The organism is Mesorhizobium kowhaii, assembly GCF_003253745.1.
Classification (GTDB): Bacteria; Pseudomonadota; Alphaproteobacteria; order Rhizobiales; family Rhizobiaceae; genus Mesorhizobium; species Mesorhizobium kowhaii.
Genome location: NZ_MZXV01000026.1, coordinates 28,848 through 53,598, shown reverse-complemented (window position 1 = coordinate 53,598; position 24,751 = coordinate 28,848). Strand labels below are relative to the sequence as shown.

Annotated in this window: 11 protein-coding genes and 2 pseudogenes; 7 read left to right on the top strand and 6 right to left on the bottom strand. The window is 61.3% G+C overall.

Annotation, left to right across the window (positions count from 1 at the left end):
- Positions 1-5: 5 nt before the first annotated feature.
- The 5 genes from B5V02_RS10915 to B5V02_RS10890 form a co-directional block, all read right to left on the bottom strand.
- The gene (locus B5V02_RS10915; protein ID WP_167458455.1) at positions 6-2,288 is read right to left on the bottom strand and encodes a tetratricopeptide repeat protein; all 2,283 of its coding nucleotides are present in this window, start codon (positions 2,286-2,288) and stop codon (positions 6-8) included.
- Between the two features lie 95 nt (positions 2,289-2,383).
- Entirely contained in the window at positions 2,384-4,744 is a 2,361-nt protein-coding gene (locus tag B5V02_RS10910; RefSeq protein WP_111544220.1) for an arylsulfatase, read from the bottom strand.
- 69 nt (positions 4,745-4,813) lie between these two features.
- Positions 4,814-7,204 carry a DUF1254 domain-containing protein gene (locus tag B5V02_RS41095; RefSeq protein ID WP_111544219.1) on the bottom strand — a complete coding sequence of 797 codons (2,391 nt, stop codon included), beginning with the start codon at positions 7,202-7,204 and terminating at the stop codon, positions 4,814-4,816.
- 19 nt (positions 7,205-7,223) lie between these two features.
- Complete coding sequence (locus B5V02_RS10900) at positions 7,224-8,789, bottom strand: DUF1254 domain-containing protein (RefSeq protein ID WP_111544218.1); 1,566 nt, start codon at positions 8,787-8,789, stop codon at positions 7,224-7,226.
- 428 nt (positions 8,790-9,217) lie between these two features.
- Positions 9,218-10,018, bottom strand: coding sequence for a hypothetical protein (locus tag B5V02_RS10890; protein ID WP_111544216.1), 801 nt, complete (start codon positions 10,016-10,018; stop codon positions 9,218-9,220).
- A gap of 553 nt (positions 10,019-10,571) precedes the next feature.
- Here B5V02_RS10890 and B5V02_RS10880 point away from each other — a divergent pair.
- On the top strand, positions 10,572-12,293 hold the full coding sequence (locus B5V02_RS10880) for a hypothetical protein (RefSeq protein ID WP_111544214.1): 1,722 nt from the start codon (positions 10,572-10,574) through the stop codon (positions 12,291-12,293).
- 94 nt (positions 12,294-12,387) lie between these two features.
- Here B5V02_RS10880 and B5V02_RS42425 read toward each other — a convergent pair.
- Positions 12,388-12,504 (bottom strand): annotated as a pseudogene (locus B5V02_RS42425) (phosphatase PAP2 family protein); the annotation flags it as partial.
- Positions 12,505-13,401: 897 nt separating this feature from the next.
- Here B5V02_RS42425 and B5V02_RS10870 point away from each other — a divergent pair.
- The 6 genes and pseudogenes from B5V02_RS10870 to B5V02_RS10850 all read left to right on the top strand — a co-directional run bounded on the left by B5V02_RS10870 (position 13,402) and on the right by B5V02_RS10850 (position 24,702).
- A complete protein-coding gene (locus B5V02_RS10870; RefSeq protein ID WP_111544239.1) occupies positions 13,402-14,625 on the top strand; it encodes a Druantia anti-phage system protein DruA in 1,224 nt (407 codons plus the stop codon).
- Positions 14,626-14,629: 4 nt separating this feature from the next.
- A pseudogene (locus B5V02_RS42900) lies at positions 14,630-14,767 on the top strand (competence protein CoiA family protein); the annotation flags it as partial.
- A 348-nt stretch (positions 14,768-15,115) separates the two neighbouring features.
- Positions 15,116-16,249, top strand: a complete 1,134-nt coding sequence (locus B5V02_RS10865) for a hypothetical protein (protein ID WP_146606048.1) — start codon at positions 15,116-15,118, stop codon at positions 16,247-16,249.
- Complete coding sequence (locus B5V02_RS10860; RefSeq protein WP_111544212.1) at positions 16,246-18,150, top strand: hypothetical protein; 1,905 nt, start codon at positions 16,246-16,248, stop codon at positions 18,148-18,150. Before B5V02_RS10865 ends, B5V02_RS10860 begins: the two co-directional genes overlap by 4 nt.
- Before the next feature lie 7 nt (positions 18,151-18,157).
- Positions 18,158-19,177: a hypothetical protein gene (locus tag B5V02_RS10855; RefSeq protein ID WP_111544211.1), complete on the top strand. Its 1,020-nt coding sequence runs from the start codon at positions 18,158-18,160 to the stop codon at positions 19,175-19,177.
- Entirely contained in the window at positions 19,174-24,702 is a 5,529-nt protein-coding gene (locus B5V02_RS10850) for a DEAD/DEAH box helicase (RefSeq protein ID WP_111544210.1), read from the top strand. Before B5V02_RS10855 ends, B5V02_RS10850 begins: the two co-directional genes overlap by 4 nt.
- Positions 24,703-24,751 lie beyond the last annotated feature (49 nt).

The following is a 24,751-nucleotide window of genomic DNA, read 5'->3' as shown; positions in this document are numbered from 1 at the left end:
TTCCATCAGGGCATCCTCGAAAGCGCATCGAGTGGCCCCGGAAACTGGATGCCAGGATACAAGCCCTGAATTTTGCGAACAGTTTTGCGCGCTCCCGCGACATTCCCGGAAGCGACCTCCCACAAGCCGAGCAGCATCAGAACATCGGATTTCTGCGGCGCCACGGCCAGCAGCGCATCGATTTCAAGTTTTGCGTCAGCGAGATTGCCTCGGTGCAGAAGAACGATGGCGAGAGTGATGCGAAGTTCCTGGTTATCAGGCGTGGCCCCGACCGCAGTCTTCAGCGTTGTCTCGGCCTCCTCCAGCCTGCCTTGTTGGATGAACAACTGGCCGAGATTGAGCGCGATGACGGCATTGCCGGGGTTCTTTTGATAGCCTGTCGAAAGGACCGATGTGGCATCCGCCACGTCTCCAAGAGCGGATGAAATCCGAGCGCGAGAGAGCCAAGCGTCGACGAGCTGGGGATCGAAAAAGGCGGCCTCGGCAAATGCGTCCTTTGCCGCATCCCAGTTTCTGGTCGCCATGGCCAAGCCGCCGATCGCCATCTGTCCCTCAGGAAAATCGGCGCTGGCCGCCATTGATGCGCGGAGGTTTTCAAGGGAGGTGCGCAGTTTGCTCCGTTGTTCGGCCGGCAACCCTTCCATCTGGACGATGGATAATTCGAGGGCAGCCGCCAGACGAACTGCCGCTATCTTGTCATCCAGCAGGGGTAGGAGCACCGCCACCCGTTCGCCTTCGGGGGCGTTGCGCCAAAGCTGCACCGCAGCTCTCCTCACGAGGTCGCTATTGTCCGACAGGAGTGGCAAGAGGCGGGACGCAATCTCTGCATCCGCCTGGTCGCCAATTTCGGCGACTGCGCTGGCGCGTACAATCGCCGTTTTGCTGGCGTCGCTCGCGACCTCGACAAGACCGCTGATCGTAGCTTGATTCAGCCCGTCGCGCCGCGCGGCGGCGAATGCTTCACCGTAACCGGTCTTGCCTGGCTTGTGCTCGGGGTACCAGGTGCCGATCGCGTCTGCCGCCCATTGCGCCGACTTTGCCGTGTGACAGGAGAGACAGGCGCTTGGCGAACCCACTTTCTCGGACAGAAGCGGATCAGGAATGCGGAAGAAGTGGTCGCGGCGAGCGTCGACGACCATGTAGTTGCGTTCGGGCATGTGACAACTCACGCATTGCGAGCCGGGAGTGCCGGGCACATGGTGATGATGCGACGAAGCGTCGTAGACGGCCCGTTTCAAGGTCGGGAATTCTGGCCTGCCAACCTCGTTGTGGCATTGCGTGCAAACAGCATTGCCTTCGGCGACCAATTGCCCGGAATGGGGGTCGTGGCAATTAGTGCAGGTGACGCCTTTCTCGTGCATCTTGGATTGCAGGAACGAGCCAAGCACATAGACTTCGCCCTCCTGCTGTCCGTCGGCGAAGTAACTGCCGTTTGCCAGATACGACAGCCGATACCCATCGCCAAACGCTCCGGTAGGAAGTGTGCTGTCCGCTCCTAGCGCTTCGCGGCGGGAATGACATGGGCCGCACATGTCCTGCTCGACGGCTTGTTTTGAGATGCCCGTGCGTCGCATCCAGCCATGCGGATCAAGCTGTTCGTCGGGGGCGGCGGTCGTGCGTTTCTCGGCCCACGCCACGTGAGCGCTGCCCGGCCCGTGGCAGGCTTCGCAGCCGACGGTGAGATCGCTCCATTGGCTCTTGTAGCCGTGCGATGCAGGATCGAAGTTCTTGCGGAAGTCGGTCTGATGGCAAACCGCGCATCGCGCCTGCCAGTTCTTGTAGGGACCTGTCCAATGCAGACCGTTTCCTGCGCTCACCTCTGTGTCCGGGTAGAGGTGAAACCACCTTTTTTGCGCGACGTCCCACGCAAGATCGAGCGGTTGCAGACGGCCTCCATCAAGTTCGACCAGATATTGCTGCAAGGGAGAGACGCCGACCGTGTATTTCACTTCGAACGTCGCAGGCTTGCCGTCGGCGCCATCGGTCTCGACGAAGTAGCGGCCATCCCTGATGCTGAAGCGCGAGGTCAGCCCCTTGAGTGTAAAGTTGGCATCATTGAAATCGCCGAGGACGTTCTCCACCGTCGCCGGCCGAAGCGCCCATCCGTGATGCGAGTCGGACCATGATCGAGCCTGATCTTGATGGCACGCCGCGCAGGCACCCGAGCCAACGAAACCTGGCGTGTCTGAGGCAAAAACCTTGTTGCTAGCAACTGAGAAGTCCGCAAGTTCGAACATGAACGCCAGCAGCAGACAGTGGAAGAGCCGCCCTGCAACAGCCGCAAACACCGCCCTTCCAATCGGAGGGCGGTGTGCACGAACTGCATCTTCAGCGGCCAAGCTTCGGGCCATCGATGAACTTCTATCGCCGGGGTCCGCGCCTCCTACTTACTCACGTCGAGCGTGATCTTGTCGATCTTGCCGCTAAAGCGGGTCTCCGGACCGATGCCGATACCCTCTGCAACCGGTGTCTGATTGTCGATGCCGACGTCAGCAGTCTCGTCCGCCGAGAAGATGTTGGGCTGGGTCTTCTCGACCCGTCCCTCGCCGACCGATTTTCCATTCACATAGAGCGTCGCCTTGCCACCTTTACCCAGTCCACCGCCGTCATAGACGAAGTCGAGGGTGACCGTTGCGGGACCGGCTGGTAAGGCCTCCGCTGCGGCGACGGTGTAACGCGACAGCCCGAGGAAGTTGTAGGTGTAGGCCGGTTTGCCGTCCTTCATGAACACCGACCAGCCGCCAAAGCGCCCGCCTTGTGACAGGATCGCGCCATTGGCGCCACCCTCTGGAATATCGAGTTCGGCTGTGATCTTGCTCGACCGGTTCTTCACGTTCATGAAGCTGTTCTCGAGCATGCCCTGCATCCCGTCGTAGAGGGTGAGGGAAGTCCGGTCACCCAGGAGATCAGGCCGGCCCGCGAGGGTTGGATTCATGCGATCGATGGTTCGGTCATCGATCGGCAGCACGTGGTACTTCTGCGCCTCCTCCATGAACAGAGCCTGCATCTCCTTCAGCTTTTCGGGCTGCTCTGCGGCCAGGTTCTTTGTGAGACTGAAATCATTCCTTGCGTCATAGAGTTCCCACACATCCGAAGTCAGCGGCGGCAGGTTGCTCGTCTGCCATGGCGCCCGGTGGATGGTTCGGGCAATCCAGCCATCGCGGTAGATTGCCCGATTGCCGAACATCTCGAAATACTGCGTCGTGTGCCGCTCCGCCGCCGTGGCATCGTTGAAGGTGTAGACCAGACTGGTGCCTTCGATCGGCGTCTGCACCGTGCCGTTGACGATCTTGGGCTCCGGCAAACCGGCCGCCTCCAAAATCGTGGGAGCAATGTCGATGACGTGCGAGAACTGAGTGCGCAGGCCGCCCTTGTCCTTGATACCGTTCGGCCAACGAATGACCATGCCGTTGCGAGTGCCGCCGAAGTCGGAGGCCACCTGCTTGGTCCACTTGAAGGGTGCGTCGAAAGCCACCGCCCAGCCGGCGGCCATGTGCGGGAAGGTTTCCGGGCCGCCCCACTTGTCGATTAGCGGGATCAGGTCCTCCACCTTCTCCGCCACGCCGTTGAAATAGGTCATCTCGTTGTACATGCCGACGAACCCACCCTCGGCGCTCGTGCCATTGTCACCGGCAATGTAGATGAAGAGGGTGTTGTCCAATTCACCTATGTCGTCCAACGCTTTTTCAAAACGACCGATCTCGTGATCGGTTTGCTCGAGGAATCCTGCAAACACCTCGGCCTGGCGCGCGAAGAGACGCCGATTGTCCGCCGGTAGCGTGTCCCACGCCTGGATCTCGGCTGGCCTGTCGGTCAAGCTGGTGTTGGCGGGGATTACGCCGAGCTTCTTCTGTCGTTCGACCGTCTCTTTTCGAACCTCGTCCCAGCCCTTGTCGAACTGGCCTTTGTACTTGTCGGCCCATTCCTTCGGAACATGGTGCGGCGCGTGCACTGCCCCGGTTGCGTAGTAGACGAAGAACGGCTTGTCCGGCGTCATTGACTGCTGCGCCTTCACCCAGTTGATGGCCTGGTTCGTCATGTCGATGGTGAAGTGGTAGTCCTTCATTTTCGGAGGATCGACCTTGATCACGCCGTCGTAGATGAGCGGGTACCATTGGTCGGTTTCACCGCCGATGAATCCATAGAACTTGTCGAAACCCTGGTGGGTAGGCCAGCGGTCAAAGGGGCCTGACACGCTGGTCTCCCAGGCGGCGGTTTCGTGCCACTTGCCGAAGGCACCGGTGCTGTAGCCGTTGAGCCGCAGCATTTCCGCCAAAGGCGCGATGCTGTTGGGAATCTGGCCGGTGTTACCGGGGAACGCCGTCGAGCTCTCCATGATCGAACCTGCGTTGGCGGTGTGATGATTTCGGCCCGACTTGAGCGCGATGCGTGTCGGCGAACACAGCGCGGTAGTATGAAAATTGTTGAAGCTGAGGCCAGACTTGGCAAGCTCGTCCATGGTTGGCGTGTGGATAGGACCGCCGAACGTACTTGGTCCGCCGAAACCTATGTCATCGATGAGCACGATCACGACATTGGGTGCTCCCTGGGGCGCCTTCACCTCGAACCGTGGCGGTGCCTTGGCATTACGCGCGTCAAGTTCGCCGTAGGTCGGTGGGGTGGGCTCCGCAATAGGCAGCACCGTCCGATCCAGATTCTCCTGTGCCGATACTGCCACCGCCGATAAATGAAATGTGCCCGCGAATGCTGCGGCGATGAGGCTTGGTTTGAGTTTGTTGGCCATGGTTCTGATCTCCTCCCTAGAATCGTTGATTTTCAACTACACTTTTCTTCCAGCCGCATTTGCCGGCAGCTACTTCACCAGCTCGACCTCACTGGGCTGCCACGTCTTGTCGAAGAACGCCTGCGTCGGACTGTAAAGACGCAGGATGGTGAACCAGCCTCTCTTGGGATCGGTCTGGATCCAGTTGCCACGTTTGACGGCGGTTGGCTGTGTCGGGGAAAAGTAAACCGTCGTCGAGCCGTCGGCGTCCGGTTCCGCGGCGGGAGACGGATAGCTCTGGTCACCGGCCCGTGGGTAGCGTTGCGGCGTGTCCAGGAACGAGCGCGTCTGGTTGTCGTAGACCGTGAACGACCAGAACCGCTCCTGCGGAATGCCCTTCGGCAACGTCACCCTGTAGGCCTTGCTGCCATCGAAGTAGTCCTTGTTCGCATCTGCGGTGACCATGAGGTACTGGGAGCCGATGCCGGTGAGATTCATGACCATCGCCGGTGTGTTGCCGGTGGCGAAGTAGAAGAAGCTCGTGCGGGCATCGAGCGTGCGATATCCGGTTCGAGGATACGGTTTGGCGCCCTCGGGCGTGATCTGTGCCGCGGGTGTTTCGAAGTCGGCGCCGCCGACGAAGAGCGGATTGAACCACGACTTGCCGGGATAGTAGTAGGCACCCGGGTCGCGCGGGTTCATCGCCAGGCTGCGAGCGGTGGCGTTCGCCAAGGCAACCGCATCGCTGAGGGTTTTCTTCATTCGCGTGTTCGGGGCGAATGGTTTGCCTTTCACGATGCCGATCGCGGCGATCGGTCCCATCAACTCGGCGTCGAGCGACGTGGCCGGCTCCTGCTGCACGAGCTCATTAAGCAGCTCGTAGTAGCTGAAGTCGCTTGGCGGAATGGTGTCAATCGATTTGCCGGTGCCTTCATGAAAGACTTGGGGCGCCAGTTGAGGCGCGGCTGCGAGTGTGCCGTTGCCGGTCAGAAATTCGGCAATGCTCGTGCCCGCTCCGCCGGGCGTATAGGGATAGATCTTGGCCGTTCGCCTGATCAGGTCGACCACGGGCTTGGGGTCGCTGTTCTGCATGAAGCTCCGGCCAAAGGCGAGTACGTGGTTGGTCTTGGAACGAGCGACATAGAACCCGCCTTCGGGCACTGGCCCGTCGTAACCGGGCGGAAGGATCAAGTATTTCCCGCCTTCGCCGCGGTCCGGTCCAGGGCCGCCGAAATCGATCACCCAGCGAAACCACATGTCGTCGATCAACCCAAGCGATCCGGGTGGCGCTTCGAACACCATCGGCCCCTTACTCAGGTCGATGAAGCCGTGGAAGTAGATCGTGTCTGAATTGGCCGTCAGGTACAGCGACTTCGCGTCCATCAGCTCGGAGAAGATGATGATTTCGTTGTCCTTGACTCCCGCTTCGAGCAAGCCTTTGCGCATGTCGAATATGTTGACGCCCTGATAGGTATTCATGAACGCGTCAAACGCGTGCACGAAGTCGAGGTTTTCGTAGACTTTGTCCAGCGTAGCCTTGCTCGGCATGCCATCCTTGAAATCCAGCGTGCCAACCCGCGTCTCGACGGAATCGGGTGTAATAGTGGACTTAGGTATGTCCGTTTGAGCGCGGGCGGTCAGTGTAGTGTCCACGCTTTCGGGTGGCGTCAGGGCCGCAGCCTCTTCGGCGCAATCGCTTGCGGGTGTGACATTGTCTGCGCGAATGGCCGCCAGTTCGGACTTTGCGGCCTCCAAGTCAGCACGGAATGCGGGCTCGGCATGGAGGCGCGCCACGACGCCGGCCGCCATGGCCTGGCCCTCAACGATGTCGCTGTGCCAATGGACGTTGCAGACGCTGCGGCTGTCTCCATACGCCGCGCCGCGCGCGAGAATGGAATCGGTTTGTTCCGGCGCGATCTCGCTCAGGATCAGGGCCCATCCCCAGCCAACCGCCGCGTGGCCCGACGGATACGAGCCGTCCTTTTCGATATCGGCCTGTTGGGCGGGGGTGCAAATGGGTTCTTTGTTTTCCATGAACGGACGAGTGCGATGGTAGTGATCCTTGGCGGCATAGGTTGAGAGACCGACGTCGGTCAGCGAGCGGCGTAGCAGCACGTACAGATGCGGCGTACGCTCTTCCGTTATGGGAGCCTTGAGGGCGCAGGAGAATATGGCGGCCGCCTTCGGAAAGCTCAGATCGGCATCCACTTCCGCCTGTGTCCACCGCGGGGTTCCGCGCAGAGCAACGCTCTTGCGCGCGACGTCTTCGTCAAGGGCAAATGCGGCCGATCCTGCCGGCGGAGGCGGGGGAAGCAGCACCAGACTGTTGGGGAGCGCTTCCCTAGGCAAATAGCCCTTGAGCAAGCCGCCCGGCAGGGACTTCGGCGCACCGGGAGCCGCATCCTCGGCGTATGCACTCGTGATCGTGAGCACGCCGGTGAGTACGGCAGCAAGAAGGGCTTGTTTGCGGATGATGTTCATGACTGAATTCCTTCTGTGCTCACTTCACGAGCTCGATCTCGCCCGGGCTCCAGGTCTTGTCGAACCAGGGTTCGAGCGGGCCGTAGAGACGCAAATACGTGAACCAGGCTTTGCCCGGCACCGTTTCAGTCCAGTTCGCCTCCTTGCCGGCCGGAGCCTTGGGACCGAAATAGAGGTCCACCGAGCCGTCTGCGTTGGTAATCAGCTTGTCGCGCTTGTTGTTCTTGCTGGGGAACGGCTGCGACGTCTGCAGTTCGGAGCGCGTCTGGGGGTCGTAGACGACGATGGACCAGAAGTCCTTCGCTGGCGCATTGGCGGGGATGTTCAACTTGTAGTCCTTGGCGCCGTCGAGGTAGGCGCCAGCGCTGTCCCTGGCCGCGAAAACATATTGAGACCCGACACCAATCATCTTTGCCACCATGGCCGGCGTGTTGATCGTGGCCTGGTAGAAGAACAGCGTGCGGGCATCGCTGTTGCGGCTTCCCTTGTCATCATTGAGCCAATCATAGGTGCCGCCGACAAACGTCGTGTTCCACTTGCTTCCCGGATGGATAGGAGCGCCTTCCATGCGCGGCTGGAAGGCGATGGCCCTGGCTGATGCGTTGCCAATGGCCACCGCGTCGGTGAGGATCTTCTTCATCCGCGCGTCCGGAGCGAAGGGCTTGCCTTTCTCGATGCCGATGGAGGCGAACAGTCCGCGCAATTCAGCGTCCGGCATCTCCACCGGTTCGCGCTCGATCACGGTATGGAGTTCTTCGTAGAACTCATAGTTGTTCGCATGGATGGTGTTGAAGGCCTTGCCGGATGCGCTGATGAACTCCATGACGGGTGGGTTGCCGGCCTGCGCCAGCGGATAGATTTTCAGGCCACCCTTGAACGACGCCGTGGCGGCATCAGGCTTTCCATCCACAAGGAAACCGCGCAGGACGATCAGGTCCACATAGCTGGGCGATTTGGCGACGAAATACTTCTCGCCATCGACCTCGGCTTGCTCGTCGCCCTTGGTGGGTTTGATCTCACCCGAGTAGTCCGGCGGCAGGATCAGATACTTGCCGCCCGCACCGCGATCCGGACCCGGACCGCCCATATTGATGATGAAGCGGAAGTAGGCATCGTCCACGGTGCCCGGGCCGACCTTGGGCGGCACCACCACGACCGTTGGCCCATCGGTTTTCAGGTCGAGAAACCCAAGGGCGTAGACGGTCTCGGTGTTGGCGGTGAGGAACAGCGGATTGGAGTCGGCGAGCTTGTCGAAGATGAGCACGTGATTGGACGTCTTGCCGCCGAGTTCCATCCATCCCAGGCGCATCCCCTCCAACGATGTGGCGGGAATGCCTTTGAGAAATGTGTCCACGCCGCGCGCCGTGTCGAGGTAGTCGTACACCTTCTGGGAAGTCGCTTCGGAGGGCAGTCCGTCAAAGAAATTCAGCGTGCCAATGCTGGTCTCCACCTTGTCGGGGGTCATGATCTTTTCCGGAATTTTCGTGTTGTATCCCGGCGTCTTGTCCTGCGCCTGCGTGCTCGTGAGGCTCAGCGCGCCGACGACTGCGGCTGCGATGAGACCCTGTCTGTAGAGTATCGTCATTTCGGTTTCCTCCCGATTTATCGTTGCTCGTCGCAGGTCACAGACTGATGTCAGTTGACCTGGACGACCACGTACCGGGAGCCCGCGTGTTGGTAGTATCTCCCGCCGCAATGCCAGACTGACGTTCCGTTGACGGAGGTTCTGACGCAACCGGCAGGAAGCCTGGCTACGTAGACGCTTGTTCTGCGGATCGTTCTACGGACCGTTCGGCGCGTCGTGCGTCGCCCGACACCCGCCACGCTGCGGGGCGTAAGAGGATGGCCGACGCGCGCCAGCGCTTCAGATGAAATCGACCCCTGGGTCACCAGGGAGACCGGATCAACCTGCACGAAAGTTGCCAAAGCCAGGGCCAGGACGGCGCAGTTGCGGAATGTAAGTTTCGTTGTCATCACTTCCTCCCCTTTCGTTCGTTGATGCAGTTTCTGGATCTAAAAACGCATGACCAGTCCCATGATCGGTCCTTGCTGGACGACATCGAAGACGAAGCCGTCATTGCGGTAGTTGACGCCGAGCGCGCGGTAGCCGGCGACCGCTAAAAACCGTTCGTTGAAGCGGTAGCCCAGTGCGGCTGCGACGTCCCAGTCGACATTGGCGCTGCCTGCACCAACCATGCCCCAGCCCGTCAGATAGACTTCGGGCGTGAGCGAGTAGTTTGCACGAACGCCAACCAGCCCATCCACCCAGGTCTTTCCGTCGCTGCCGGAGGCGCCGTCAAGGATACCGCCATGGAAATCGAGGTCTGTCTTTACCGACCAGACCCTCATGGCACCGACCAAATCGAGACGTCCGGCGTCACTCTGGAGAATCGAATAGCCAGCTCCGACCAACCCTGAAAATGTTTGCGACGTGAGATCGACACTTGTAGCGAGGACGCCTCTCGGCGTGCCGCTTCCAGACGACAGCTTTACATAGATGAGGTCGCCGAAAATGCTGTAGCGGTCATAGCGTGCCTCAGCTGTGGCCATCGCAGCGAAGTCGAGATTCTTTAGGATGTCGCCAAAACTCGCATCGACGTCGACGGGCGGCAGACCAAACTGCCCCACCTCTCCCGAGAGCCCCGCTGCCCAAAAGTACGGCGCAACGGAAAACGTCCAGCCCTGTTCCGTCACCACAGGCTTCAGATCCGGCGTCAAGGGTGAGACCGCATCCGCGGCCCCGGCGGGATGGGCAAGCCAAAGCAAGGAAAGAACGGCACAACCCAAGGCGTGTGTTCGATAGAAATTCATCATGTCAGGGCTTCCTCCCGAGTCCGCCCGCTTGCATCGGAGCTTTGGAAGACTTGAGCGAATGGCGGAGGGAAATCCCCTCCGTCGGCCCGTCTCCCGTGCTGCGGGTCCGGCATTCATTTGGCTGTTCACCGTGGCGGCCATGGGTTGATACCTGATCTGCGGGCGGCATCTGTGTTCAGCACTGCTGCTCCTACCTCTCCAACCAAGCGATCCACCAGTTCTTGCCATTCGGCTCGTCTGGCCTCGCGCAATGCTGGCGGGGCCTCGTCGACCTTCGAAAGCGCAACCTCCGCATCGGCGAGTTCCTCGCAGATGTCGCGAAAGCTTTCATTTCGGTCCATCAGCCGATGGATCGTCAATTCAAACTGGGGGTATCGGCGTACTGCCGCCGAGACCGCTCGGTGCCTGTCAGACGATCCGTCTTTTGTGCTCATGACGCCAGTTCATCGACCTGAAGCAATCGTATTGCAAAGTGGCGGCAGCAGAAGGTAAGTTACGTGGGCAAGCATGTAACCGCACAACAAAAAGAACCGCGGTTTCTGGGGATCAAGACATGGTAATTGAGGCGGAAACGTCCGCACCCGGGGAGCAGATGCTTTCCCCCGATGCTTGTCGCGCCCAGCTTGCCCTTATCCTCAACAGTGCGGACTTCGATGCCACTGGCCGTGAGCACCGCTTCCTCCGCCACGTGGTGGAGGAAGCCTTGTCGGGAAGAGGCGACCGTATCAAGGCCTATTCCATCGCAGTCGAAGTGTTTGGTCGCGGCGAGGCGTTCGACCCGCAGACGGATCCGATCGTTCGCATCGAGGCTGGCCACCTGAGGCGTGCGCTGGAGCGCTATTATCTGACAGCCGGGCACACAGACCCAATCCTGATCACGATTCCAAAGGGGGGCTACGTTCCTGCCTTCTCGCTTCGCTCGCTACCGGTGTTGCCGAGCCCACTGGCGCCCGTAGTTTCTGCAGCCATCGCTGACCGTCGGGCCCGGCGGTTGAGGTCGCGACCGCTGCTGTCGGCCGTGCTTGTGGCCTTCCTCGCGGCCGGAGCCTCTGTCTTGGTATGGTGGTGGCATGCAGCGAGAGCGGGCGCGCCGGAAACACCTCGGGTGCTAGTCGAATCGTTTGACGATCTGACCGGCACAAACGCGGCGGCAGCCATCGCGAGTGGATTGAAGCAGGAAGTCGTCAGCCAGCTTTCCAAGTTCAAGGACATCGTTGTCGTGGAGTCGGCCGCAAAGGAGGAGGATCCCTCGACCGCGCCGCCACGATTTGTCCTTGCCGGAAGCGTCAACCTGTCGGTCGATACCTTTCTGCTTCGGGTCCGGCTGCTCAACCGGGCTGACGGCTCGGTTCTGTGGGCCGAAAGCTATGATGGCGGGCTGAAAGTGGCGGAGCTTATGGAAGCCCAAACCGACATCGCGCGCAATGTATCCACGAGCCTGGCCCAGGCATATGGCGTTATCTTCCAGGCGGACGCCAATCTCCTCGTCGACAATCCGCCCGACGATTGGGCAGCCTACTCTTGCACGCTTTCCTTCTATGCATATCGGGCCGATCTCGATGCAGAAAGCCGTTCATCGGTACGCGCGTGCCTCGAGAAGGCGGTGGACCGCTTTCCGAACTACGCCACCGCCTGGGGTCTTCTTTCGCTGATCTACATAGATGACTATCGATTCGAGTTTCCAAGCGACGCCGCACTGTCCGCCGCCGCGATCGAGCGCGCCTTGGCAGCGGCAAGGCGGTCTGTGGGGATTGAACCTGTCAACATCCGCGGACGCCAAGCCGAAATGCTTGCGCTTTATTTCAACAAGGAGATCGATGCGGCATTGAAAGTGGGCAAGCAGGCTTTGACCATCAACCCGAACGACACCGAGTTCATGGGCGAATATGGAGAGCGCCTGGCTGTTTCCGGAAATTGGCGTGACGGATGCCAGTTGATTGCGGAGGCGCGCCAACGCAATCCAGGCTCTTCAGCCTACTACGAGGCGGATCTGGCGCTCTGCGCCTATTTCAGCGGCGATTATCCGCAGGCAGCTATGTGGATCAAGAAAACGCCGGCTCCGTCGAATCCGATCTACCATCTGATTGCCGCTGCCGCCTTCGGCGAAGGAGGATACAAAATCGAGGCTGATCGCGAGGTTGCGTGGCTGAACCAAAATCAGCCTGATTTGGTGAAGAACATGCGTCAGATGGTTTCGACACGGTTGGCCCGTTCGCAAGACGTCGAATTCGTCATCGGCTCGCTTAGGAAAGCCGGCCTCGACATCAAAGGCTGACCTCAATGGTGGCCCGGTCGGTCCAGACAATCGTCAGTTGGAGATTCCGGCTTCGGCTCAGCCCCATGAAAGGCTTTGACGTGCGGGTCTGCGTAGCATGTCCGCTCGGGAAGCTCGCGGTGAACACTTGCGTGACGTGGGGTATGTCTGGCCTGGGCCGGTCGAAGCTCTTCTTGAGGAACGTGCTGAGCACTTCCCTGCCAACCACCGACTAGGGCTCTCCATCACATGCATAGTTGCACATTTATGGCAAATAGACGAGTGGGGGCCAACGTGTCGGCTATCAAGGTTCTAAAGTTCAACCCCAAAGAAGCAAGCGAGGCCGTTCGATCGGCATTCGAAGCGATCCGACGCTGCTCGCCCTACGATGGCAGGATAGGGATTGAGCACGTAACCATGAGGGCCAAGACAGATCCGTAGCCGCTCCCCCAGAACTAGGCTCCTGGCCTGCCATATAGTTATCGCAAGCGGTTGCCAAGTTTGCCTAGTCGGGCGCTCGTTGCAACGCGGCACTGAATCCTATCCGCTGTTTGAGGGTGCCCGCGATGTCTGAAATGGGGATCCTAGAGTGGCGAAACCGCATTGGGCACCTCACCGCGATACTCGCAACTGACTCGAAGGTCCGCTATTGAAGATCCGAGGGCCGAAGCTGCCGGTCCGCTACCGGCCCAATCCGGTCATTCCCGAATATGCACTAGAGAACATTTCTTCATCCCGACGGGCATTACACATCACTCGATTGTTGCCTCAGGCGTCTCGGCAACGCCAAGTTTTTCAGTCAGTCACAATGGATTCCACCCTATCTATTCTTTTCACATAACTTTCATGTAATCGGCAAATCAAGCTGTGTAGGCGGCACTGCTGGACAGTCTGGGGTTGACGGCAACTCAGCAGTAGGCACCCGGCGCGCGTTGGAGTTATGGAGGGGCCTCGTGAAGAATCCGGGGTGTTGTCGTGGGCAATTTGGATTGAAGGATCGACAGCGCTCGCGAATCTCAGCCTTATGCGACTGCCTGCCTTCTAGGCAGCTGTTGGGCTTAGACTGTTGATTGATTGTCGAATGCAAACAACAATCTGGAACAACCAGAGGGATAGGGGGAAAGTGCCGATGGCCAGGGGCATACTAGTTAAGTTTCCGACGCCGGAAGCGCAGTTGAAACGCGCGGTCCGCCAGCATCTCAAGCGCCTTGGGTTCAAAAAGGGTAAAAACGGTTTGCTCTTGCCGCCGGGGCAAGACAAGGAGGCGGTGCGGCAGCTCCATGGCGAGCAACGCAGGGACAAGCTTGAGGCGAACAGAGTCTTCCTTGCCCGATGTGCAGAGGAACTCCTGCCGCATTTTGCGGACGGCGACGAGATTGAACCTGCCAACATCAGGTTGGCGCTTCGGCGAGTGCGCAGCGATACCAAGGATGCCGACCTGTTCCGGCTGGCCGCGCTAACTTGGTCCGTACCTGTATCGGCGGGGTTTGGGCGCCGCCTGCGCTACCTGGTGTGGGACGAGGGTCACGACCGTCTGGCGGGGATCATCGCTTTGGGCGACCCTGTTTTCAATTTGTCGGTACGCGACAAGTTGGTCGGCTGGAACTCGGCGGACCGTTCGTTGCGGCTGGTGCACCTGCTGGATGCTTATGTGCTGGGTGCTGTGCCGCCGTACTCGTTTCTGCTCGGCGGTAAGGCTGTGGCTGCACTGGTACGGACGCAGGAAGTGGTGCGGGACTTCAAGGACACCTACGGCGATTCCGTCGGCATCATTTCGGGAGCCGCCAAGCACGCCAGCCTGCTGATGGTCACAACCAGCTCATCGATGGGACGTTCATCGGTCTATAACCGATTGGCCCTTGGCGGCACGCGGTACTTCCAGCCGGTGGGCTATACCATGGGCTGGGGGCACTTCCATATTACAGACGCCCTGTTCGAGAAACTGCGGGCCTATCTCCGGGAACTCAGCCACGACTATGCCGATCACCACGCGTACGGCAAGGGACCGAACTGGCGGCTGCGCACCATCAAGGCGGCGCTGACGCGGCTGGGCTTCAAAGACTCGCTGCTAAAACACGGCATTCAGCGGCAAGTATTCCTGTGCAGCCTGGCAGCCAACACGGTCGACATCCTGCGTGGGAGCGGGGCCGATCCCGACTACGGCGGCCTTTTGAGCGTCGCCGAGGTTTCGGCGCTGGCCGTAAGCCGCTGGATGGCTCCGCGCGGCATCCGCGAGCCGGCTTATCGCAATTGGCGCAAAGACCGCGTGCCGCAGTTGGTGAGCGGCGCCGTTGCCGGCAGCCTTGCCGAGTTGAAGGAACAATCTGCGCAACCTGCCAGTCGAACGGGCTGAGGGGATGTATTTCGCCATCGACGTTGCGAGCGGACAGCGGGTAGAAGCCTCGCTGGCGCAGCGGTACCGCCGCTACTCCTGTCCTGTGTGCGATGCGCGTGTAAGCCCCCGGCAAGGCACCTACCGTGATGCGCACTTTGCCCACGTCTCGGGTGCCGCGCGACCGGAGTGCTACCTATATCATGCGTCCGAGGGATGGCAGGGACCAGGGGCGGAGCCGGCCGTGCAAACGCGGCCAGAGCCAGCCACACCTCAGTTGCCCCTTGCCCTTACTCTGCATGTGCAGCCGCCGGTCGGCAGGGTATCGGCCCGTTGGGGCCTTGAGGTGCAGGTTCCGCGCGCGCCCACCCCGAGGGGCAGGTTAACCTTCGATGGCGGTGGCGACGGGTTCCGGGTCGAGGTAGCCTGTGCCCGGCTGCACGCTGGGGCGCAGGCCTACGCCGTCAACCCTGACTCCCCGGCGTTTCGCGTGGCTTGGGTCAGCGGGGACGTGGACAACGCCTTTGGCGTCGCCGTGCAGGAACGCATACCCGGTTTGGATACCGTGCGGAGCACGGTCTTTTCGGCCGGAAGAGGCAGCCGACAGGCGTTGGCAACCGGCCTGGACTGGGGCGCTACCTATTATTTCGTGCAGCGTGCCGAGCTCGTCACGAGTGTGCCGCCGCAACTCGCAGTCAGCCGTCTGGCCGACCTGAAGCAGTGGAGCTGCCTGCTGGTCACGCTTCCGCAGGTGGCCGACGAAGGGCTGGCCGAGTGGATCAGGCGGGCTACTGGTTTGGCGGTGCAGCAACCCAAACGTCGGTGGGGCGTGGTGTCACCGCCCATGCACTTCATTGACGCATCGGCTCGACTTGTCCTGGACACCAAGGGCGAACTCACCTTGGCGGTCCACGCAGGCGATAGCCATGGTGAGGCAATCCTGCGCGCGCGCAGCGGTGAGGACAGTGCCTCCGTACCCCTCGCACGGGGACAATGGCAATTCATACGGGTCAGCGGCTTTCCGGCGACCGAGCCGCCTGTTCTGGAGGCCGAGGGGCGGCTATTGCCAGAGGTACTGGTCAGACCTGTTGTGCGAGCTGCAAGGGGAGCTCTTCTGACCTTCGGTTCACGCTCGGTTTCGGCGAGCTCGGCCGAGGCACGGCCCCTACTCGAGCAGGTGCGGGCCGGCTCGCTCGACCTTTCTGGCCTCAATGTTCCCCGCGGACTTGTTCCAAGTCTTCGGTCACGGCCGGCGGGGGCTGTCGATTGGACCCAGCACGCCTTCGCGACCACGGCCGCGGATCTCCATTCGGCTGCCGAGGCAGTGACGACGGAAGCCCTCGCTGAGCTCCAAGTCGCGCTGCGTGACACCAAACGCGACGTGGTATTGGACTTGGGTCCGTTCGGCGCATGGTGGTTCGAAATGCGGGGGGCGCCGGACGGGCCGACCCGGCACCTGCCGCCAGCCACGCGTGCGCATGCCCGTTGGGTTCTCGCCGCCGCTGGGCAGGCGGGCGTCGCTTCAAGGTCGCAGTCCGACGAGGCGCTTTCGACCGCATTGCGCGCCATGATTGCGCCGCGTTGGCTTGAGGCTCACCACCGTCTTGCCTTGACCCGGATTCGCGGAAACAGGGACGCAACATGACCCAGCCGTCGCCCACGCCACAGGCTGTCAAGCGGCTACGCGCGCTCGGTGACCGCGAACTGCTGGCCTTCTTCAACGAAGTGACCAGCAAGACAAGCCGGGAACTGTTGAAGGTGCTGCCTAGCGTTGACGGCTTTCGTAAGGATAGTGCCGCCAGCCTCCCGAAGCGCAAGCAGGCGCTGCTCCATCACTTTCTCAAGAAGGGCGGCGCTCCCAAGGCCAACAAGGAGCACGCCGACCTCGCCTACTATTATCTGTGGCGGGCGTGGGCGGAACAGCATTTGAAGGATGTCGAGGGTCTCGCCGCGATGCTCGACGCGATTGAGAATGCAACAGCAAAAGACCATCCACAGGTGGTCGCGGACCAGCCGCAAGCGGAGATTGAAGCACTGTTCCGCAGTCTGCATGAACAGTCGTTTCTCAACAATTGTGCTGCAGAGACGATCGCGCGGCTTCTCCAGTTTAGCCCCTTCGAAACCACCGATACGCTTGAGCGGCTGGTAAGCAGCGCCAAACCGCAGGTGGCGGTGGAGAGAGACCGGGCGTTGTCCGCCCTGCCGAAACGTCTGCAGGGCCACGAGGAACTGTTGAAAAGCCAGCAGGGCGACGTTGAGAGGTTGTCAGGCGAGGTGGCGCGATTGGCGGAGACCGTGACCGGTCTCGTGGCCCGGCCAGCCCCGGTGGTCGAAGAGGGCGTCCCTACGCGCGCACTCGAAGCGGTGCTTGCCGAACTGGCGGCTGTGCGGAAGGAGTTCGAAACCCATGGCCAGGCCGTTGCGCGCGTCAGCGACGCGGCAGACGGGCGCCTGAAGGCCGTTGAACGCAGCGTGGCCGATCTCGAGGCGCTCTGGAGCGACACCGAGGACCGGGCAGGCAAGCACACCGCGGAACTGCAACAACAGCTTGCCGACATCGACGAGAGGGTTGGGCAACTGGGGCAGAACGCCAGCCCGGCTCCGGTGCAGACCGAGGCACCATCCGTGGCCTCTACCCCATCGCTACGGGTTGTGCCGCTGGAGCAACGACCGGATCCGATCAAGGCCCTGGCGACGGGTACAGAGGCTGCGGCCCTGCTGACATCGAACTACGCTGCGCTTGGCCTTAAGTCTCCGGGCGCTGCGGTCTTTGCAGAGGAAGTGCTCGCCGCTGTAGTCACTGGCAGGGTGCTGTTTCTCAAGGGATCATTCTCGACCGAGCTGGCCCGTGCGACGGCATTGGCGCTCGCCGGCAAGCATGTGGTGCGGGCGCGGGTGCCGGTCGGTTTTGTCGATGCAGCGACGCTCGACACCGATGTGGTGGCGGCACTTGGCAAACAGGATGGCATGATCGGGGCGCTGGTGCTGGAGCGGGTCAACAATGCGCCCTTCGAACTGCTGGCCGATGCGATCGCGGACCTGATCCGCGACGCAAGCGTCTTGGTGGTGGCAACACTGGCGGACGGGGTTTCGACGTTTCCAGAGCAGCCGCTCTATCTCCAACTGGGGCCGGTGTTCGACGCGGATGTGCTGGACTGGAGCATCTTTCCGAAGGCCAACGCCGTCGTCTCGGCAGGGGCACTGGCGTCGCTCGATCCCAGGGCCTTATCGATGCAACTCTCCAAAGGCAAAGCCCAAACGGAAGAATTGCTGAGGCTTTTGCGGAAGGATCGTTCGTTGCGCAACCCGCGCATCGAGCGGACTGCAACAGCCTTCATGTCCACGCTTGAGAGTTTCCGTACTTCAAATGCGCCTACCTCGCTCCAATCCACATCCTATGGCTGGTTGTGGCCGTTTTGGCGCATGACGGGCTTGGCACCGGAGAACATCGAGGACGAACTCGATGGCGGGCGGATCGATAGCGAGGACCATGTAGACACACGGCTCCAACTCCTGCTCGACCTTGCTGGCATCAGGAGGGAGTAGCACCGAGATGGCCCTGTCACTGCGTGTCCTTTCCGCCTCCGAGGCGCTGGCGAGCGTGACGGTCGGCTTGTCGATCCAAGGCTCCCCGGAGGCGGTTCGGCGCGCGTTGATTGCGGCGCACCTGCACGCTGCGTGCGATGCAGACGGAGCGCGGGATGGTCACGGCGTGTTCACAGGGCGCCTCACCGACATGATCGAAACGAATCTTGGAGGCTTAATCGCGCCTGCCGAGGCGCGTCCGCTGGCTAACAAGGTGCTGGAGGCGCTCGAGGAAACGGGCGACCTTTGGCGGTCACCTGGAGGCTACTGGAAGTCAACACCTCCGCGCACCGTTGCACTCTCGGACAGCGTGTCCTTCTTGCTTGGCGCTCTCCCGCCAGGCGGCTTTGTCGCGGCAGGGGTCATGCGCTATGCGAATGCCGGCGTCACGCAGATGGTCGTGCAGAGCTTCGATGATTGGCTCGGTCGCACCGAACCCATCGGCGTCTGGCTGGGCAAGGCGCTCAAGATCTATCGCCCACGTCTCCAGCAGGCGACAATGCCAGCCGACCACCTCGAAGTATACGCTCCGGACCAAGCGGTGCAGCAGTCGCGATCACGCTGGATAAATGCCCGTGAGGTTGAACTCGCCGGTGTCTCTTTGCGGCTGTGCCGCGCGCAGGCAAAGCCAACGTCACTCTACAACCGACCGTACTATCTCGGAGAGTTCGAGCCTACGGCCGACGGGCTACTACTGCGGCGTGCAGCAACGGTCGGCCATGGACACGCGCGTCGGTTCCGCTTTGCCTACGACGACGCGCTTCGCGCTACACGCACATTAAATGCGAGGCGGGATAATGATCTGGTGCAGGTTACGCTGGCCAAGGATCTGCCCATGGAGGAGGCCCGCGTTCTCGCGCTTGGCTGGGAATGTGACGGCACAACTCCCCGGTCAGTTCGTTCCATGGCCTTCCCGGTTCGCGCCATGCCGTTCGTGGCACATGCGCTTGGGCGGCTTGGGATAAAACTGAGAGGGGGAGCGCTGTGAGCAACGGGGTCGAGCAGGGCGAGCACGGCGTACACGCCACGGTTGGGCGGCTGGGCTCAAGCCTGCGCGGCTACATTGAGGCGCAGTACCACGTCCGCAACCAGGCACTCATCCAAGAGCGGCGGCTGCTGCTGCAGGAGGGCGGCGCGGTCGCGCAGGCTCCATTTGTTGAGTCTACTCCGGTTTATGAACTGGGGGCTCCCTATGACCAACTTGATCTGCCCCCAACGGTGGCAAGGGTGTTGGCGGAGCTCGCAGCGGCAAAAGTCGGCTTGTTTCCCCGGCCCTACGTCCATCAGGCACAAGCCCTTGAGAGGTATTTCGCGGGCTCCGATCTCATCGTCGCCACGGGTACCGGCTCGGGAAAGACCGAGAGCTTTCTGATGCCGATCATCGGCCAACTGACCCAAGAGGCACGCGACCGGCCAGCCACGGCGGCGCTGCCGGGCTGCCGTGCCTTGCTGCTCTATCCAATGAACGCTCTGGTCAATGATCAACTGGGCCGCATTCGCCGGCTGTTCGGCGACGAGGTTGCATCGGCCATTGTTTCGGCGGGTCGCGCCCGGCCGGTGCGCTTTGGCAGTTATACCGGCCGATCGCCCTATCCAGGACTCCGCTCGGCCAAGCGCGATGGCGAGCGTATCGAGCCGCTGTTCGAGAGCTTCTACCTGCCCCTGATGGCAACACCCGAGACAGTGTCAGGCCTTACCAAGATTGGGCAATGGCCGTCAAAGGACCTGACCGCGTTCTATGGCAAGCAACACGAAGAGCTGAAGCCCAATCCAAAAGGCGGTGCACCCCGGCGCTATCGTCACTGGGACCGCCGCCTCATCACCCAGCCTGGCGACCGCGAGATGATGACTCGCGATGAAACCCAGCGGGCATGCCCGGATATCCTTATCACCAACTACTCGATGCTCGAATACATGCTGATGCGGCCGATCGAGCGGTCCATTTTCCAGCAGACGAAGGAGTGGCTGCACGCCGACAGCGCCAATGAGCTGATTCTGGTGCTCGACGAGGCGCACATGTATCGGGGTGCTGGTGGCGCGGAGGTTGCGCTGCTGATCAGACGCCTGCTCGCACGTCTTGACGTGCCGCGTGAGCGCGTGCGCTTCATCCTGACCAGCGCCAGCTTGGGGCAGGGTACAGCCGCTGAGGCAGCGATCGACGAGTTCGCGCGCAATCTCACTGGATTGCCACGCCAATCGCGGCGTGGATTCGCGGTTATCACCGGTACGCGCGAACAGCGCCACGGCAGCGGCCAACCTAGCGACCGCGTGACCGACTTGCTCGCGGTTTTTGATTTGGCAGCCTTCGAACAATACGCCACCCATCCAGAAACTGCGCGAGACGCGGTGGCCGCATTGGCTGCTGGATTGGGCTGGTCGGAACCGACGTCGGCCGAAGACCTGCCCGACTACGTGTTTGCCAACCTTACTGGCTTTCCTGTGCTCGAAAGGCTCATTGAGCTTGTATCCGGCAAGGCCCTCGCGCTGGATGCCCTGCAGGAGCAACTGTTTGAGCGCCATCCCGACGGTACTCGCGCTCTAGCGGCCTTGCTTGCGCTGGCCCCCTATGCGCGCCGCAAAGCGGACGACCGCGTATTGTTGCCTACCCGCCTGCACATGTTCTTTCGCGGCCTGCCGGGACTATTCGCCTGCGTCGATCCGAACTGTGCCCATGCACGCCATCAGGGACCTGGCCGGATCCTCGGCAGGCTCCATACCCACCACCGCCGGCAGTGCCAGTGCGGTGGACGGGTCTTCGAACTCCTGACGCACCGCGAGTGCGGTACCGCCTACTTGCGGGGCTACGCCGATGGACCGCAACCTGATTTCCTCTGGAGCACACCGTCTGGGCCGTTCCGTGAAGGCCGCCAGCCGCCGCTTGTTGAAGTGGAAGTGCTCATGGAACCGCCCAACCCGAGCTTTCTCGACTGCGTTTCCGCCTGGCTCGACATTCGGAGCGGCCGTCTTAATTACAGCGCCGAGCGGCCGGCAGAAGGTTTTACCCGCGTCTATCTGCCCACCCAGAACCAGGACTGGGTCAAGAACGGCGTAAGGTTTGGCAATTGCTGTGTCTGCGGCGAACCAACTCTGCGCAGTGAGACATCCACGATCATGGACCACGCCACCAAGGGCGAGGCGCCGTTCGCCAACTTAGTGAAGACGCAGTTAGACAGCCAACCGGCTTCGCGGACCGAAACCCGCGAGTATCCTAACGGCGGTCGCAAGGTCCTTCTCTTTTCGGACGGCCGGCAGAAGGCGGCCCGGTTGGCTCGCGATATTCCGCGGGAGGTAGAGCAAGACATTTTTCGACAAGTGTTGGCGCTGGCCACACGGGCGCTGCTCCAGGCGGGTCGCGAACCGCGGCCTGACCGTAGTCTTTACATCGCGGTGCTCAAGGTTCTGAGCGACAGCAATTTGCCAATCTTTGACCGGGAGGACGCGCAAACAATCGAGGACCAGGTGAGGCGCCTCCAAAAGGACCATACAGACCAACCTATCGAGGAATTGCTGGCCGATTTCGACCCTGGACCGCCGCCCAGCCGCTACAGGATGGCTCTCCTCAAGCAACTGTGCGGTCGATATTACTCGCTGGCCGGCACGACTGTCGGTTGCCTCTTTCCGGCCCGGCGCGCGCTGGCCAAGCTTGTTAGTGTGGCCGCCCCTTTGGTGCCGGCGCTTCCCGCCGCAGACATGGCAGGCCTGGCCGCCGCGTGGCTGATGCATGTGGCGGACGGCTACGCCTTTGACCATACCATCGAAGGCAACGTCCGTGGGTCGGCGGCAGGCCGCTGGAGGAACGCGTGGGGCAGCAACGGCAATTTTCCGAAGGCAATCCGGCCCGCGCTGGCCGCCGCCCTGCAGATCGACTTAACTACCCTCGGTTTGGTCGAGAAGGAACTCGCGAACGAACTGGGGCTCGCTGACTCCACCGGCGCGATCTTCATCGATCCCGCCAAGGTCATCGTTCACATCGACCTGGACATGACTTGGCATCACTGCGACGACTGTACCGCGCTATTGCCGATGACCGTTCATGGTCATTGCGCGGCTTGCGGTTCAGGATCCCTGGAGTCGGTCACGCCTTCCCAGAGCGAGTATATCAGGGCGCGCAAGGGCTTTTGGCGTGCCCCGGTGGAACGTGTGCTGACCGGCGGTGCGCAACTACGCAGCATTTCGGTCGAGGAACATACCGCCCAGTTGTCAAACCGCGACAATGCACGGGTGCACGCGACCACTGAACAATTTGAACTGCGTTTCAAGGACGTCCGTATCGCGAAGTCCGACAAGCCGATTGACGTGCTGAGCTGCACCACGACCATGGAAGTGGGTGTCGATATCGGCTCCCTGGTTGCGGTAGGCCTGCGCAACGTGCCGCCGCAGCGGGAGAACTACCAGCAGCGAGCCGGCCGGGCGGGACGCCGCGGCTCGTCGCTTTCAACTGTGCTGACCTACGCGCAGAATGGCCCTCACGACGGCTACTACTACAACAACCCAGAACAGATCGTCGCGGGCGATCCCCGCAACCCGGACGTCAAGGTAGACAACCCGAAGATCGCGCGGCGCCACATTGTCGCCTACCTCTTCCAAACGTTTTTCCACAACTACATGGACACTCACGATGTATCTGTCGGGGCCGGATCGTCTGCCCTGTTCCGGGCACTTGGCAAGGCTACGGACTTTTTCCTCGGTGAGCCCATGTCGGGGCTCGATATCGCGAGCTTCGACATGTGGGTGCGAAAGGAGCTTCTTGCGCCAACCGGCCAGCTGCGCCCTCTCATTCGCAACTGGCTGCCGGACAACCTCCGCGTCGCCCCCCGGACGATCGACGCCTGGATCGGCGATGAGGCCGCCGCCTTGCTGGCGACTCTCGCCCGTTTCCGGGCTGAACTGGTAGCAGCAACCGCCGCAGGCGAAGGTGAGGTTGCCGCAGGCGGGGAGGAGGAGGAGGACCGGCGTTCCGAGCGCGAGGCCATCGCTGATCAAGAGCTGCTGGAGTTCCTGTTCGCCAAGGGTTTGCTGCCCAGCTATGCTTTCCCCACGGACCTATCGAGTTTCCTTGTGGAGCGCCTGATTCAGCGCAACAACGAGTGGAAGATGGAGGTCGTCGAACGGCCGCAGCAGTCCATTGGCAAGGCACTGAGCGAATATGCTCCCGGACGCCTGATTGTCATCAACAAGGAAACCTATCGCTCCGGCGGGGTGGTCGCGAACACATTGCCCGACGTCGAGAATCGCGCAGAGGCGATCTTTGAGGAACGCCACACGTTGGTGCACTGTGAGAACTGCAGCTTTGTCGCGGATTTGAATGACGCGACACAGGGCGGGGCGCGTTGCCCGGTGTGCGAAAGCGACCTGAAACACACGCACATGGTGGTGCCGCAGGTCTTCCTGCCGGAGGAAGGCAGGGCGCTCAAGGACGACGATCGCGATCAGGACATTACCTACGCGACGGCCGCGCAGTTTCCCGTCCCGGTGGGCAAGGATGATCTGCCGAGCCTGCGACCCGTCGGCCGCAACCTCATGTACGTGGTCACCACTGACCGCCAGTTGGTGACCGTCAACAAGGGACAGGAGACGTCCGACGGTCGCAGCGGATTCTGGATCTGCAACCAGTGCGGACGCGCCTCGGTCGACGAGCAGCCGCACGTGTCACACAGCCGACCCTATAAGATTGAGTTCTCGTACGGGAAGCCGAGGCCGGGCCATCAGTGTGCTGGCACTTATGAAAACGTGTTCCTAGGCCACGTCTTCTCCACCGATTTGCTGTTGCTGCGCATCAGCCTGAGGCAGCCGCTTGTCACCGAAACGGGCGACCCCTTGCAGTTGAGGATACTCGAAGACGCCCTGTACTCGGTTGCCGAAGGCTTGCGCCTGGCAGCCAGCCGGCATCCACAAATCGATCTCGATCCTTCCGAGTTTGGCGCGGGGTTCCGTATCGTCCCGAACCGGGAGGATGACACGTTGCTGCTCGACGTCTACCTTTACGACACCTTGTCCGGTGGGGCCGGCTATGCCGATCTCGCGGCGAGGAACATCGAGGAAATCCTCCAGCAGACCCTCACGCTATTGGAAGAGTGCCCCGCCCGCTGCGAGCAGTCATGCGAGAGTTGCCTGCGGCACTATCATAACCAGTACCTCAAGGAACGTCTTGACCGGAACCTCGGTGCCGAGCTGCTACGCTACGCACTCGATGGCACGCTGCCTAAGGAGAAGGCGCCTGCGGCGCAGGCCAATCTACTGCGCAACCTTCAACGGCTGCTCGAACTCGAGGGCTTTGCGTGTAAGGGGCCTGTCGAAATACAAGGAGTCACTGTGCCACTTGGCGTTGCCAACTCCAACCAGCAAGTCGCTGTTGGGCTTCGCCCTGCTTTGCTTACGCCGGAATGGCAAGGGCACTCGTTCAGTAACCTACCCCCAACAACGGCCTCAGTCGTGCTGAACGAATTCGTCCTGGGTCGTAATCTGCCAGATGAACATCAGATGGTGCGCAACGCAGTCCTCTATGAGAAATAGGTCGGCCAACTAATCGCTGGGCTAGCGACGGCGGCTGGGTGTTGGTCGG